This is a genomic window from Microbacterium sp. SWDP-B6 (genome assembly GCF_059803615.1).
Window position 1 is genome coordinate 42,838 of record NZ_JAPFGV010000007.1, and the last position, 15,614, is coordinate 58,451.

The window sequence follows — 15,614 nt, forward strand, 5'->3', positions numbered from 1 at the left end:
CTGGTCATGTTCCGGGCACTCGACGGCAAGACGATTCCGTCAGGGGGGCGCATAGTGACCGGATGTCGGTCATCTGTCGGCATCGATTCTCGCGCGCTCGGCGCTGGAATCCGATGTGTGAAGTGAGAAGGAAGGTGGGAGCGGAGAGCGATCTGGGCTCGCATCGGGGCCGGCGTCTGCGGCGGAGGGGGTTCCCCAGATCCCCCGTCGCTGTCTCCCTGGCTGGGTGACTCGGCAGGCTCCTCCTGCACTGTCGCCATCGCAACCGCTGGATAATCTATGCCTTGTGGCGAGCCCTGGCCCCTCAATCGATCACCTGTGAGTCCGTGCTTCCTGGCGGCTCTCGCCTCGCTGGGCACCCAGCTGGACGAAGATCGAACGGTGACCTTTCGGGCGATGGAGCGCGGGGGATCGTGAGCCGTCACCGAGGGTTCCGCCCCGGCGACGTGGATGCGTTCGCAACCGGGTCGCGTTCGCCCCAGCCGGCTCGTCGCGCCCGGCTGATGGCGCAAGAGCGAATGCCCTGGTCTCAGAACCGGACGCCGATAGACCGGCGCATCAACCAAGCTCGAAGTTCATGACGGAGCGCCACTACGACCGCGTAACCAATATCGAAGGGGCCGGCGGTCAAGGCGTCTCGGTCCGGTTTCTCAGACCGGTGCCCGCCGTGTTCTTTGGTGTCCTACGAGCTGGATTCGTCGACGCCGCTCATCCTCCGATGAGGTGCTGTGCGCCGGTCGCGCATCCTGGGGAAGTCTCAACCTTGGAGACCGATGACTTGTCTGATTCTGTGCCTGCCGCGGCGTCGCAGAGGTGGTGTCCTGGTCACTCCACAGTCGCGACCGATGGGGTCAAGGAAAGTGCTCAACGGTGTCGCTTCGCTCCGGTCGACGGTGTCCGACCGGCTCTCCTTCGTCGACCCCATCGATGGAGTGATAACCGTCAGAAGGAGGCTGCAGCACAGCTGCATCCTGCGCTGCTTGAGGACCAACCGCGACCGCCTCCGGGCGGCCGCGCCGGGGGTGGTACCGGTCCGCTTCGCTCCCCTTTCGGCGCTTCGCTCGACGACTGGTACCTGTGTGCCACTTCGTTCCAAACACCGGTACCAGTCGACCCCCGACTTCCCGGGCAAAAGGGGTACCCCAGGTACCTGACCGCCCTCTGGGTCCTGCGGATTCCGGCCAGGTACCTGGGGGTCAGGTACCGCCCCTTTTCCCCGATCAAGCAGCAAATCTGAAGCCGTTTTCTCGCTGAAGCTCGAAACTGGCGCAAAAGAGCTGAAGAGCATAAGGGGAGGTGGCACCGAGCTGCGTTTCGACCCTCGCTCCGCTCGGTCGGAATCTTGCTCTGTGGTCGGCGGGGCCGACACCTCTTCGGTCTGCCATTCGACTGTCGCTTCGCTCCGTCGCCTGGCTTCCTCACCCTCTCCGCTGCGCGTCGAAGGCCCCACGTCGGAGCTCACGCTCCTTGCCCGACAACGCCCCATCGGGGGCCTTGTCGGGTGCTCCCACCGATGCCGCATCTCCGCTTCGCTGCGACTCGGACATCGTCGACTAACCACGCCCTTCACGGGCGTGGAGCAAGAGCGCGGCAGTGCCGCGTGATGAGGCATAGGGAACCAGCGGCGAGGAGCGAACCGACCCCTCGGGATCGATATGCGGACGGTGCTCTGCACGTCAACGGCAGGAGGAAGGCGGTGCCGACCCAGGAGTTGGTTCGATGTCCGTCACAGGCTTGTTGTCTGTGACGTTTCCCGACCGTGATGGCCATGAAACCGAGGAGGCTGTTCGCGGTGGCGATGGACACGAACCGGGGTAGCCGCGAGACGGGAAGCCGGCGTGCGAGATTGGATCGAGTGTCTGACCTCGGTCGGATCTCGATGCTACGGAAGAAGAGTCGGCTGGCGAGTATGAATGTCGCGGCCGAGGCGCTTCTGTGGGACCGGCGACGTGTCGCCCGGACCGCGGAGCGACGCGTTCGACGACGTCTGGTGCTCGAGCCGGCGCGCCACCTCGCGAAGGGCCAAGGTCGGCTGATGTTGACGACGATGACTGGCTGGGGTTATGACCGCCCCTCGCAGATGTTCACGCCGACCAGGTCACTCCGGAGGGACCGGAGCAACTCATCCGACCTCGCTCGTGCGCAGTTCATCGAGGTGCATAGACACCTCTCGGAGGGCTGTCTCACCTGTTTCTGGGCACCGTCGACCCCTCCCCGAGGGTCGAGTCGTCCGCGATGCTGATCCGAACGAAATTCGCGCAGCGAGTTTTCGGAGAAATGTCCTTCACCGATTTCCCGCGATCATGCGCACGTCATACCGGGCGCTAGGCGACCACTCCCACGCCGAGAAAGAACCGCATGAGGACCCCGTCGGCTAGCAGATGCTCGTCTCGAGCGTCAAAGTCCCAACGCGCACGCCGCGATGAGGCGGGCCTGCACGTGCGCAGCGGGCAAGCGGTGCGAGACGGGTTCTGCCTCAGGGACGTGTATTGCGGGCGGTGCGTACCTGGAGGTGCCTACAGGGGTGCAGGTACACGCTCCGGCACGATTAATCCCAGGTCTGGGGTGATAAAGGCGCTCCAGTACCGCGAGCCGGTGCGAAGTGCCATTTGTGTCGTAAACCTACGCTGATCGGGCGTTTCCCGAACCGTACCTGGTGTGCCTCCACTTGAGGCGAAACCTTTCTATAGGAGGGTGTGTGTACGGGCTCAGATGGCGTGGAGGGTGGACGGCGTCTTTATCTGATTCTTCAGATCAAGCAGGTACACCAGGTACTCCGCTTCAAGGTCGTCGGAGATCCCTGCAATCACGCGGGAGTGCACGTACCTACTGGTGTGCCTGGAAGGGCCATTTCGCCAGTTACACACCAGGTACGCCGAACAGGCGAAACTGGCAAGACCCGCGGCGTGGGCGTTTGTGTACAATTGAGAGCAAGCCTCATATAAACAAACGGGCCAGAGCAAACGCTCGACGAGTGGATACGCCAAGCAACCGCTAATGGGTTCGGCTACGAAGGTCCTCTTGAAAGTTGAACCGTGCTTCTGCACGGATCTTTCAAGAGGAGACCTGTGTCTACTTCAGCCCCCACGAGCACCGCGCTGCTCGACTCTCTGATCACCCCGGCAACCCTCGCCGCGCGGCTCGGGACGACCGAACGCAGCCTCAGTGAATGGCGTATCACCGGCCGAGGACCGAAGTTCATCCGGGTAGGTCGCAGCCCGAGGTACAGGCCAGAAGCGGTCGACGCTTGGTTGCTTGCCCAGGAACACGCGAGCACCTCCGAGGAAGCCGCCTGATGGGGACCGTCAAGGCATATGCCACGAAAACTAAGGGGCGGATGTACGAGGTCTGGTACACCAAGCCCGATGGGACTCGCGGCCACGACCGCGGCTTCAAACTCAAGCGAGACGCAGAAGCGCATCTTGCCACTGTCGAGGTATCGAAGCTCCGTGGCTCTTACGTCGACCCCGCCGACTCGAAGATTCGAATCTCGGAGCTGGGACCAGCTTGGCTCGAGAGGCACAAGTCAAAAGTCACAGCCAGCAGCCACCACTCAGTCGAGAGCACCTGGCGCGTTCACGTCCTACCGCAATGGGGTCACTACTCGGTCGGCGCGATAACGCGACGCGATCTCGCAATGTGGTTGACGAAGCTGGGGGAGTCTCGATCACACACCACGGTGGCTCGAGCCCGCGACCTCCTCGGCGGCATCTTCGACGAGGCGATTGAGGACGGGCGCATCGTCAAGAATCCCGCCCGTGGAATCGCGATCAAGAAGAAGCCCTTGCCCGAGGAAACCTTCCTCACCCATCGCCAGGTTGAAGAACTCGCGCGTGCTTGCCGCTATCCGAGTCTCGTGCGCTTCCTCGCGTACACGGGTCTCCGGTGGGGTGAGGCGACAGCCCTGCGTGTCCGCAACGTCGACCTGGGCAAACGACGTCTCATGGTTCGGGAAGCTGTCGCGGAGGTGAATGGCAAACACATCCTCGGGAGCGTGAAGAGCCACGAGAGGCGGGTTGTTGCCTACCCTGGCTTCCTGGATGCCGAACTTGCTGCGCAGTGCTCAGGGAAGGGCCAGGATGATCGGCTGTGGGCAGGCGCTGACGGCGGATTCCTTCGCTCCGGCAACAGCCGAGACGGCTGGTTTCAAGCTGCGGTCAAGCGCCGCATGGCGGTCGACCCGGACATGGCTCGGATCACTCCCCACGATCTTCGACACACCGCAGCGTCCCTCGCGATTAGTGCTGGCGCAAACGTGAAGGTGATTCAGCGGATGCTCGGACACAAGTCGGCGAAGGTGACTCTTGACACCTACGCCGCGTTGTTCCCCGATGATCTCGACAACGTCACTCAGGCGCTCTCGCGCCAGCGCTTCGAACGGCTCGTCCTGGATGGGAGGGGAGAGGGGTCGCTATATTGAACGGACAATGAGTCCCCACGCCCTCTGGCCAGTTCGGGTCAGGCATCGCCCATGAGCCAGTTCGACGCGTCCGCCTCGGCCGTTGGCCATCTACATCAGTTGCGGATGGCGCTCGTCGAGTTGCTCCGCGCCGGGCGCCGGGACAAGAGCATCAGGGTCTCCATCGAAACGTACGACGACATCGCTCTTCTGGACAATCAAGGGACGGTTCAGTCAGCGACGCAGGTGAAGCACCACGGGGATCCCAACACGCTCACCGATGGCAGTGAAGATCTCTGGAAGACATTGAGAGTGTGGCTGTCCAGCCCCCGGCTTCGGGATGCCAGCGGTCCAAGACTGTACCTACTCACGACATCGTCAGTCGCTGCGGGCTCGGCCGTTTCGAAGCTTACGGCGAGCAACTTCAAGCCGGAAGAAGCAGCAGAAGAGCTGTCTCGACTGGCAACGAGCCTTAAAGGAAAAGGCACCAAAGTCGCGCGCCAACTCTGGGTCGACGCGACGCCGGCCGAAAGGCTTGGTGTTCTGCGGCGCGTGCTAATCATCGCTGATGGGCCGGACGCCGCGAGAACCGATGATCTCCTGAGGGAGGAGCTCGCCACTGCAGTTCGCGATGAGCATATGGAACTCTTGATCGAGCGACTTTGGGGGTGGTGGCACCAACTCGCACTGAAGGTCTTACTGTCAGAGGACGTTCAGACGATTTCGGCAGACATGCTCTACGGGCAGCTACACACCTTGAGAGATGACTTCCGATCTGGGTCCCTCCCGCTGGACTTGTCACTGGTGAACGTCGATGACGTGGTGATCGAGTCGCACCTTGACCGTCCGTTCGTGCAACAGCTCGAGTGGATCGGCGTTCACACGAACAACCTTCGCAAGGCGATGGTCAATTTTCACCGTGCCTACGCGCAGGCCACGAAGTGGGTGCTTGACGGAGATCTTGTCGAGGACGACATCACTTCATTCGAAAAAGAGCTAATCGAGGAGTGGGAGATTCAGTTCGAGAATATGTGCGACCGCCTCGCCTACGAAGAGGAACTGACTGAGGCGCGTCAACGACGTGCAGGCAGAGAGCTCTTCGACCTTCTATACGACACCAACAAGGTTCGCATTCGTACGTCCTTCACGGATCACTTCCTCGCGAACGGGGCTCGACACATGCTGGCAGACCGAGGTGAGCTGGGCTGGCATCCAGACTTCCGTGCTCGGATGGCCGCGCTGCTCGGAGTGGACGCGTGAGCTCACTGTTGCCATGGGATGAACGACCGAGTCTCACGGCTTCAATCCTGAATCCGGCATTGATCGCCGCGACCATCACATGGTGCGTTGCTAGATACTCCGACGCAGAACCCTCGGGCATGCCCTGGGAGTTGAGCTACCTTGTTCCGCCATTGGTCTTGCACCACGACACGCGAAAAGTGCTTCCCCGTTCAGCGGCAAGTCACCTCGCGTCATGGTCCACCAAGAATCGAGGCGTTCTTGCGGGGTTCCCTGATCGTTCGCGACGCTTCCATCCGCACGTCAACGAAGGGGTCCGGTTCGGGCTTCGAACCGGTCTACTGACGATGAGCGGATCGGCGCACCTTTCGGCGGCTATCCCCGACGGCGTGCGTCTGACTGCGGACAACGAGCTACGAGAAATTCTTCGAAAATCGGCCATGCTTGGGGTCGTGTTTGGTCAGGCCGGTTCGAGCGCAAACATTTTCACCATATTGGGAGTGAGCCCCTAGTGCAGATTGTCAGTATCAGCATCTATAGTCACGACGGCGAGCGCAGGGACGTCGAGTTCCATCCGGGCAAGCTGAACATCGTCACGGGCGACTCCAAGACCGGCAAGAGTGCGCTGCTGAGCATCGTTGACTATTGCCTGGGACGCGAGTCGTCCTCGATCCCGCATACCGTACCGTTTCAGAAGATCGCATGGTACGGCCTCTTGCTGCAGTTCCCAGATGGGAGTCGCGCGTTCGTGGCCCGAGCTAGCCCAACTCCCGGGAAGCTGAGCGCACGAGCAATGATCGAGTTCGGGGGTCCTTCATTCGTCCCGCCCGAGCATGAGCAGTTGCGCATGAACACGGACAAGGAGGGCCTGAGGTCTCAACTCGGAGCCCGAATCAAGTTGGCCGATGTGCGGGTCGAAGCTAGCGAGTACTCAAGTCGCGGTGCCGTAACCATTGGACTTGGACACGCCGTGCCGCTGAGTCTGCAAGAGCAGCACGAGATCGATAGCAAGAGCGTTCTGTTTCATCGACAGAATGAGTCCGGTATCGCTGTCGGACTGCGAGATAGCCTCCCGTTCTTCCTTGGCGCTGTCGATGAGAAGCAAGCTGCAAAGCGCTCGCAGCTTCGGGATGCGCGTAGCCGGTTGAGACACCTCGACGCGCAGATCGGTTCAGCTGAGGTAGAGCGAAGCACCTGGACGCAGCAACTCAATGATCTGTTAGCCGAGGCCAGATCAGTGCAGTTGATCACAGGTGGGTCGCAAGACGCAGATGTCCTGACGGTTTTGAATCGAGTTCGATTTCAGCGAGTTCGCCCTCCTGTTGCAGACGACGTGGACCTCCGGCGGCAAGATGATCGTCGCGACGATGAGGTGCGACGAGCGAGAGTCTCGAATGAACTACAAGCCCTTGTTGTGCATCGAGACCTTTTGCTGGATGAACGCGACAGCCAGGGCGGGTACGACGATTCGCTGGACTCTCAGACTGGGCGCTTGGCAGCTCTTCGGCTAGTCCCGGAAAACGCGGGCGCATCGCACGTTTGTCCGGTGTGCGCTCAAGCAATGCCACATCCGGATCCGACCGCCGTGCAGATGACCGCGAGACTAAATCAACTCCGTGAGGAACTGAAGGAAGTAGCCGCGCATAGGCCGGGAACGCAGAAAGCGGTGGCGGCAGTGGACGCCAAGATGCTCTCGCTTCGACGCGAGCTAAATACGCTCGATGCGGCTCTTGACGCAGCATCACAGGCCGACTCCGCTGCGTCATTGGAAGCTGCTCAAGAGTTTGTCCGAGGCCGAGTCGATGCAATCTTGAGCAGGCTTCAGTCGTTCGACGACGAAGGGCTCGCGAAACTGCGACGAGAGCGGGCCGCACTCGGTGCGCTCGTTGAAAAGCTCGGCAAGGAGCTGGATGGGGGGTCCGCTCGGGAACAGCTTCACTCACGACTTAACGTCCTGAGTGGAATCCTCGGCCGATACGCGCGCGAACTGAACCTGGAGCAAGCGGACGATCCGATCCGGCTGGACATCGACAAGCTGACGATCGTAGCGGACACCAGCTCCGGACCGCTCCCGCTCGCAAACATTGGTAGCGGTGAGAACTGGGTGGGATACCACGTTGCGGCGCATCTGGCCCTTCACGAGTTCTTCATGGAGCAAAAACGTCCTGTCCCCCGGTTTCTAATGATCGATCAGCCAAGCAAGGCACACTTTCAATCAGATCTCGCCTTGGAAGGCGAAGACCCTGATCGCGAGACGGTTCGAAACATGTTCCAACTCTTCGCGAGGTACGCAGAAGATCATCAAGAGCAGTTCCAGCTGATCGTGGTCGATCACGCAAACTACGACGACGAGTGGTTCCAAGACGCAGTGCGTTACAACTGGCGCGGGGGGCGAGCTCTTGTTCCGGAGCGCTGGCGTCCGCTCGACGAATCTGCAGAGAACGGGGAGGGCTGAGCAACACGTTCGGCAGGTGACCCCGTGGTGCATTTTGGTGCAGGACTCGGCGTCCGCATATGTACGACGATGTGAGCATCCGGGCTTGAATTCCTCGTAAACGAGTAGTTTCCAAAGAATTCAGGAGCCATCCCGGTGACCAGTAATGGGTTCAAATCCCACCGTCACCGCCACCACGAAGGCCCCGACTCCCTGGAAGCACAGGGATTGCGGGGCCTTCGTCATGTGCGGAGTGCTGGCAGCGGTAACCCAGCGATGGCCGTCTTGCTGCGCACGCTCAGACGGCTGATCGAGTGGTGAACAGCTTGATCCGATGCTGATACGGATCGCGGAGGTACAGGAACAGCGCATTGCTGATGCCGTGCCGGCCGAGGTCACGATCGATCTCGTCTCCGAAGCCGAGATCTTCGGCGACGTCGGCCGCGTGCAGAAGAGCCGTCCCTCGGCGTCAGGCGGAGTCCCCCGGTACGACGGTGAGGACGACTGGGTCGGTCGGGCGGGCAGGACGAGCGGATCCGGAGACTCGGCTCACGACGTCCCGGATCATTCTGTCCATGGCGGGCGCTGCCTCGACCTTGATCGTGGTGAGGCGTGGCGCCACGAGCGTCCCGATCCGCGTCGCGTCCATGCCCATCAGCGCGACATCTTCGGGAACCCGACGGCCGAGTTCGCGCGCTGCGCCGAGAAGGGCGATGGCCACGTCGTCGTTGTAGCAGGCGATGGCTGTTCCGAGAGGCAGAGTCCGAAGCAGGGAGACCGCCTCGTCGAGCTCGAGCGGAAGCCGGATCGACGTCGGCGCGTCGATTCCGTGCGCGAGGCAGTAGTCGGCGAGCCCCTGTTCCCGAGCGTCGCCGAAGACATCGAGGCGGGCATCTCGGAGGTGCGCGTAGACGAGGTGCCTGTGTCCTTTCGATGCCAGGTACTCGCCCTGGAGCTGGCCGATGCGGTGGTTCTCATCGCGACCGCCCTCCACGTGCAGGTCGATGAGGGTGATTCCGGCGGCATCGATGGATTCACGCTCCGCGGCTGTGGGAGCGACGAACGGCGCGATGACGGCGCGCGGTCGCACGGTGGTGATGAAGTGCTCGAGCAGCTCCACCGGCGAGCTTGCGAAGCGCAGCACGAGGATCAGTCCCGCGCGAGCGAGCTCTTCGGTGAGAAAGTCGACGAAGTCCTGCAGGTTGGTGCCGAAGGTGGTGTTCGGGACCAGGGCGATGACGACATCGCTCGTGCCTGTCGCGAGAGTGCGAGCCGCCGCCGAGGGGTGATAGTTCATGGCCGCGGCGGTCTCCTCGACCCGTCGGATGGTATCCGCTGAGAAGCGACCGCGACCGTTGAGGATCTGACTGACAGCGGGGCGGGAGACCCCCGCTGCGCGCGCGACGTCGTCGCTGGTCACTGTCATCGGGGCCCCTCCGGTGTCGTCTGCACCAGTGTAGTTGACGCGCGTAATCAGATGGTGTTCACTCGGTGATAACGCGCGTTAGCGCAGTCCCTCACAATGACGTGGAGATCAAATGACCAGCAACATCCATCCGGAAACCGGCCCCTTCGAAGCAACCGTTCCCGGAGCTGCCGTCCGCCCCGATGCCCTCCTCGAGCCGTCGGAAGGCCCGCAGCGGATGAGCCGGTGGCTGTGGGTCATCTACCCCCTTGCACTGATCAGCGTCAACGTCGTGTGGGGTGGAGTGCTCCAGGTCATGCTGGGCAGACAGGTCGCGGAGCTCCTCGGGGAGACGACCGCGGCGGCAGGCGTGCTGGGTCTCGTGATCAGCGCAGGGGCCATCTCGAGTCTGGTCGCGCAGCCGCTTCTCGGACTGCTCTCCGACAAGACGAGCAGCCGCTTCCTGGGGCGTCGCAACATCTGGATTCTCGGATCCGCCATCGCTGCGACCATCGCCCTACTGGTGACGGCCAGCAGCCCGAGCCCGGTTGTGCTCGCCATCACCTGGGCGATCGCAATGTGGCCCCTCAGCGGGTTGCAGGCCGCGCTGACCGCCGTGCTGCCCGAGCGCGTGCCCGTCCGCAATCGCGGCACCATGTCGGGGCTGGTCGGCGCCTCTTCGATCCTCGGCGCCTTCGGCGGTATCGCGATCGCCGGCCTGACGACGAGTCTGTTCGTCGGATATGTAGGCATCGCCGCCGTCATGCTCGTCTTCGGAACCATCTTCGCGCTCACGACCAAGGATTACGTGCCGTCCCTCGCGGGCTCCGGTGCATCCAAGGCGGAGCGTCGCGCCGCCTCCCGTTTCCCCAGCTTCCGCAGCGCACCGGACTTCTGGTGGACATTCGTCGGGCGGTTCCTCATCGTCTTCGGGTACAACTTCATGTCCGGCATGCAGCTCTACATCCTTGCCGACTACATCGGCGTCGGCACGGTCACCGAGGCGGCCGCGGTTCTCGTCGCCGTCCAGGGTGTGAGCACCCTCGCTTTGCTGGTGTTCTCGATCGTCGGCGGGTGGCTGTCGGACCGATTCGGACGAGTCCGGGTGTTCGTCGCGCTGTCGAGCCTGCTCTTCGCACCGGGCGCACTCGTCTACCTCCTGGCTCCCACGCTGACCGGCGCGTTCGTCGCGAGCGGGATCCTTGGTGTCGCGTTCGGTGTGTACCTCGCAGTCGACCAGGCCCTGATCACGCGCGTTCTGCCGAACATGAACAACGCCGCACGCGACCTGGGCGTGATGAACGTCGCCAACGCGGGACCGCAGGTGATCGCCCCTGCCCTCGCCGGGGCGCTCGTCGCCGCGACAGGGCTCTATCAGCCGCTGTTCATCGTGACCATCGTCGCCGTGATCCTCGGGGCGATCAGCGTCCGCTTCATCAAGGGTGTCCGGTGACGACCGACACGCGCTCTTCTCAATCCCTGGCACACAATCAGAAAGCACCGGCATGATACGCACACCCTTCAACAACGACTGGACCGTCGGGCCCAAGGGCTCGATCTTCGACGCCTTCACCGGTGGGGCTGCCAAGACGGCGGTGACCCTGCCGCACGACGGTCTCCGCGATATGCCGCGTTCGGCGAGCAGCCCCAACGGAAGCCACACCGGGTATCACCCCAGTGCACATCTGGAATACAGCAAGACCTTCGACGTGCCCGCAGAGTGGCGTGACAAAAGCGTGGTCCTCGATATCGAAGGGGCATATCGCGACGCCGTCGTCTACGTCAACGGCGACTTCGCCGCCCAGCGCCCGAACGGGTATGCAGGTTTCGCCGTCTCGCTCGATCCTTTTCTCCGTTTCGGCGAGTCGAACACGATCAGCGTGGAGGTCCGCACTCACGAAGACAGCCGCTGGTACACCGGGGCCGGCTTGTATCGCGACGTCTGGCTCGTCGCCACCGCCCCTGTGCACATCCCGCTCGACGGCGTGCGGATCACCACTCCTGTGATCGACCCCGACCTCGCATCCGTGGTCACGACCGTCGAGGTCGTCAACAAGACCCGCCACACCCGCACCGTGCGGGTGGAGACGGAGATCCACGGCGATTCCGGTGATCTGCTCAGCCTGCAGACGGCACCCCTCACCGTGCTTCCCGGCACGACGGGGCTGGTGCACCTGCGCCACTACCTCGCGGAGCCGGTGCTGTGGGACGTCGACGGTCCTCGCCTTCATGTCGCGCGCACCCGGATTCATGAGAGGGGCGCAGTTCTCGATGAGGACGAGTCGGTGTTCGGCATCCGTTCCGTGACCGTCGACCCCATTCACGGACTGCGGATCAACGGGCGCTCTGTGAAGCTCCGCGGGGGGTGCATTCATCACGACAACGGGCCGCTCGGCAGCGCCGCACACCCGCGCGCAGAAGAACGCCGCGTCGAGCTGCTCAAGGCCGCTGGCTACAACGCGATCCGCAGCTCTCACAACAGCATCAGCCGTGCGTTCCTCGACGCCTGCGATCGCCACGGCCTCCTCGTCTGGGACGAGACCTCCGACGTGTGGACGAAGACCAAGACAGCGTTCGACTACTCGCTCGATTTCCCCGAGTGGTGGGAACGGGATGTCGAATCGATGGTCGCGAAGGACTTCAACCACCCGAGCGTCATCATGTACTCGATCGGCAACGAGATCTTCGAGACCGGCAGTCCGATCGGATCCACCTGGGGTCGCGCTCTCGCCGAGAAGGTCCGTTCTCTCGACAGCACCCGGCTCGTCACGAACGCCATCAATGGCATGGTCTCGGCAATCGACGTCCTTGCAGCACATGCCGCCTCGGGCGACGGTGATACCGCCTCGACGAGCGTCAACGCATTCATGGCTTCGATGGAGGACATGGGGAACACTCTCGGTGCATCAGAGCTGGTCTCCGAGCGAATCGAGGAGGCGCAGTCCCAGCTCGATGTCAGCGGTGTCAACTACGCCGAAGCTCGCTATGTCATCGACGCGGAGCGGCACCCCAACCGGATCGTGGTCGGGTCTGAGACCTACCCCCGCGCTCTCGACAGGATCTGGCCGCTCGTCGAGCAGCACCCGACCGTGATCGGGGACTTCGCATGGACGGCCTGGGACTATATCGGCGAGGCGGGTCTCGGGAGAGCGATCTACGCGGATGACCCCGATGCGCCGCAAGGGCCGAGCTCGCCCTTTCCTTGGCTTCTCGCCCAGTCCGGAACCATCGACATCCTCGGGAACAGGCGCCCCATCTCGTTCTGGCGAGAGACGGTCTGGGGGCTGCGAAGCGAGCCGTACATCGCGGTTCATCGTCCTGAGAACCACGACCGTGAGGTGTTCATCGGCGGTTGGTCCTGGGACGATGTCGTCAGCAGCTGGAGCTGGGACGTGCCCGCCGGATTCCCGGTCGTGGTCGATGTGTACAGCGATGCGGAGGAGATCGTACTCCAGCGCGACGGAATCACGGTCGGCCGTGCGCAGGTAGGCGTGCACAAAGCCTTCATCGCAAGGTTCGAGACCGAGTATCGCCCAGGGGAGCTCACGGCGATCGCCATTCGAGATGGGCAGGATGTCGGCGTCAGCAGTCTGCGCACGCGCCAAGACGACGTCCGTCTCGCTCTCGCTGCCGATCGTGCAGACCTGCGCGCCGACGGTTCCGATCTCGCGTACATAGCCATCGAGCTCGCCGATCGCGGAGGAACCCTGGCGACCGACGCCGCTGCCGTCGTCTCGGTGGAGATCGAGGGGCCGGCGGTCCTCGCGGCATTCGCGAACGCGCAGCCGGACTCGATCGAAGAGTTCAGGGCCGTGACCCGCACCACCTATGACGGACGGGCGTTGGCGATCATCCGTCCGATCGGTCCAGGATCGATCACCGTTCGCGCCACCGCGGCGGGTCTCGACGCGCAGCAGGTGGATCTCGTAGCGCGCTGACCGGGGTGGGCGAGTTGACCCTCTCGAAGCGGTGATGCTCACACCGCCGCAGCTCTCCATCGAGTCGTCCGGCGCGTCGGCAGAACCTCACGATAGCGAGGAAGCGGCGGCTGGAGGCTGAGCGGCCACCAGCCGCATGAACGTGGTGAGCAGGCCGAGGGCGTCGCGGGAAGGATCGAGCAGAGCCTGGATGCGCAGTCCGTCGACCATCGCGAGCACGAGCGTCACCTTCTCGTCGGCCGTGAGGAGCTCGCTGTCGCTGGTGGGCAGGGGGCCGTCTGTGAAGCGCGACCGCATGCGTTCGCGGCGGCCGAGGAAGAACTCGTGTGCAGGGTGCTCCGGGTTCGTCGCGGCGACGGCGAGGGCGAGCCAGTTGCGCTGGAACTCCGAGTTCGAGAACTCGTCGGCGAGTACCGCACTCAGGATCTGCTCACCTGGAACGTTCGCGGTCATGATGCGTGAGGCGAGGTCTTCCTCGTGCTCCTCGCGCTGCGCGAGCGCGGCGGGGAGGAGTTCCTCTTTTCCGGAGAAGTGCCGCAACAGGGCGGCATGGGTGAGTCCGGCCCTGCTGGCGATGTCACGGAGAGACGCCCGCTCATAACCGTGTTCAGCGAAGCTGGCGAGTGCCGCTTCGACGATCTCGGCCCGTCTCGCCGGTGTGGATGCGCTCTTGCCTCGTCGGCGAGGTGATGGCGTTGCGGTCGGCGGTGACGTCATGTGTCCACTTTCTCACTTTTGCCTTCTGTAACCAAAGTGGTTACTATCGCTCAGGATCGACAATCGGTTGCCAAACGGATTTCGACCACATCTCGCGAAGGACGCCCATCGACGGGCGCCGCGGATCACTGAACGATGAAGGAGTCCAGGTGACCAAGAGTGAATACGACCGCAGCGACACGATCGACTCGATCGCCGCGGCCCAGCCGGTAGGCGGGAACACCCCGGACGGCACCCCGCTCGAGCCGACGGCCAAGGTCAGTGGCGGCTACATCTTCTGGCTGATGCTGGCCAACTTCGGTGCATCCATCGCGATGATGGTGCCGCTCGCGTACGGCCTGGCACTGCGCATCACCGAGCTCGCCCCCGGGCATGAGGAGGTGCTCGGTTACGTCACCGGAACCGCGCAGCTGATCTTCCTGGTGCTGAGCCCCATGATCGGCATCTGGAGCGACCGCACCCGGTCGCGCTTCGGTCGACGCACGCCGTTCCTGTTCCTCGGCGCTGCCCTCGGCCTCGTCGGAGCGGTCATCATCGGCTTCGCCCCGAACCTCCTCCTCGTGGGTGCAGGCTGGGTGGTCGCGATGACCGGATGGTCGACCGCGGGCGCCGCCATCCAGACGCTGCAGGCCGACAAGCTCCCCGAAGAACAGCGCGGCAAGGTGTCGGCGCTCACAGGGCTCATGACGCAGGTGGCGCCGGTGCTCGGTATCGGCATCGCCTACGCCGTGTCGTACAGCACCTTCCTCGTGTTCTTCGTCCCCGCGGTGATCGGTGTCGTCCTGCTCGTGCTGCTCCCGACGTTCAAGAGGGAAGGCAGCTCGAAGGATCTCGTCGTCGACTCGACGGTGACTCTCAAGAAGGTCATCGCCGGCTACGGCTTCAACGCCCGCAAGTACCCGGACTTCGCCTGGAACTGGGTCGGCCGGATGGTGTTCTTCATCGGTCTGTACTTCAACACCACGTTCGGCACGTTCTTCTACGCCCAGCGTCTCGACCTGCCGGTGCGCGAGGTGGCCGGTGTCGTCGCCACCGTCGGGATGCTCGGGGTCGTCGCCGCTGCCGGCGGCGCACTGCTCGGCGGCTTCCTCTCGGACAAGCTCAAGCGCCGCCGTCTGTTCGTGCTCGCGGCCGCATTCATCTTCATCGGAGGCGCGCTCGCCGAGGCGTTCGCCTGGTCGCTGCCGCAGCTGATCATCGGCGCCGTGCTCATGCAGCTCGCGATCGCCGTGTTCGCCACAGTGGATCAGGCCATCGTCTACGCGATCATCCCCGACCGCGCCGAGTCCGGTCGATACATGGCCGTCGTCGCCTTCGCGCAGAAGATCCCCAGTGCGATCGCCCCGCTGATCGCGCCGCTCATCATCACGATCGGTGCCGTCGGCGCGGAGAAGAACTACACGCTGCTGTACCTCATCGGCGCGGTGTTCGCTCTCATCGGTGGTCTGATCATCATGTTCAAGGTCAAGGGAGTGCGTTGAG

General features: G+C 63.3%; 9 protein-coding genes. 7 read left to right on the forward strand and 2 right to left on the reverse strand.

All coding sequences use genetic code 11. The annotated features are described in order from the left end of the window. The first annotated feature begins 3,295 nt into the window (after nucleotides 1–3,295). From OPU70_RS10815 to OPU70_RS10830, 4 genes are read left to right on the forward strand one after another with little or no spacing between them, the layout of a single operon-like run. Entirely contained in the window at nucleotides 3,296–4,420 is a 1,125-nt protein-coding gene (locus OPU70_RS10815; protein ID WP_498557748.1) for a tyrosine-type recombinase/integrase, read from the forward strand. A 51-nt stretch (nucleotides 4,421–4,471) separates the two neighbouring features. Next, nucleotides 4,472–5,659: an ABC-three component system protein gene (locus OPU70_RS10820; RefSeq protein ID WP_498557749.1), complete on the forward strand. Its 1,188-nt coding sequence runs from the start codon at nucleotides 4,472–4,474 to the stop codon at nucleotides 5,657–5,659. Further along, a complete protein-coding gene (locus OPU70_RS10825; protein WP_498557750.1) occupies nucleotides 5,656–6,150 on the forward strand; it encodes a three component ABC system middle component in 495 nt (164 codons plus the stop codon). The genes OPU70_RS10820 and OPU70_RS10825 overlap by 4 nt, the downstream gene beginning before the upstream one ends. Beyond that, entirely contained in the window at nucleotides 6,150–8,093 is a 1,944-nt protein-coding gene (locus OPU70_RS10830) for a DUF3732 domain-containing protein (protein ID WP_498557751.1), read from the forward strand. The genes OPU70_RS10825 and OPU70_RS10830 overlap by 1 nt, the downstream gene beginning before the upstream one ends. A gap of 448 nt (nucleotides 8,094–8,541) precedes the next feature. Here the strand turns inward: OPU70_RS10830 and OPU70_RS10835 are convergent, their stop codons facing one another. Beyond that, nucleotides 8,542–9,498 carry a LacI family DNA-binding transcriptional regulator gene (locus tag OPU70_RS10835; RefSeq protein WP_498557752.1) on the reverse strand — a complete coding sequence of 319 codons (957 nt, stop codon included), beginning with the start codon at nucleotides 9,496–9,498 and terminating at the stop codon, nucleotides 8,542–8,544. Nucleotides 9,499–9,610: 112 nt separating this feature from the next. Between OPU70_RS10835 and OPU70_RS10840 the strand changes: the two genes are divergently transcribed. Together OPU70_RS10840 and OPU70_RS10845 are read left to right on the forward strand one after the other, a co-directional pair. Further along, a complete protein-coding gene (locus OPU70_RS10840) occupies nucleotides 9,611–10,930 on the forward strand; it encodes an MFS transporter (RefSeq protein WP_079113541.1) in 1,320 nt (439 codons plus the stop codon). Nucleotides 10,931–10,982: 52 nt separating this feature from the next. Beyond that, nucleotides 10,983–13,415: a glycoside hydrolase family 2 protein gene (locus OPU70_RS10845; RefSeq protein ID WP_079113540.1), complete on the forward strand. Its 2,433-nt coding sequence runs from the start codon at nucleotides 10,983–10,985 to the stop codon at nucleotides 13,413–13,415. A gap of 87 nt (nucleotides 13,416–13,502) precedes the next feature. Here OPU70_RS10845 and OPU70_RS10850 read toward each other — a convergent pair whose 3' ends face one another. Continuing rightward, entirely contained in the window at nucleotides 13,503–14,132 is a 630-nt protein-coding gene (locus OPU70_RS10850; protein ID WP_079114061.1) for a TetR/AcrR family transcriptional regulator, read from the reverse strand. A gap of 149 nt (nucleotides 14,133–14,281) precedes the next feature. Between OPU70_RS10850 and OPU70_RS10855 the strand changes: the two genes are divergently transcribed. Next, entirely contained in the window at nucleotides 14,282–15,613 is a 1,332-nt protein-coding gene (locus OPU70_RS10855) for an MFS transporter (RefSeq protein WP_498557753.1), read from the forward strand. The last annotated feature ends 1 nt before the right edge of the window (nucleotide 15,614 follow it).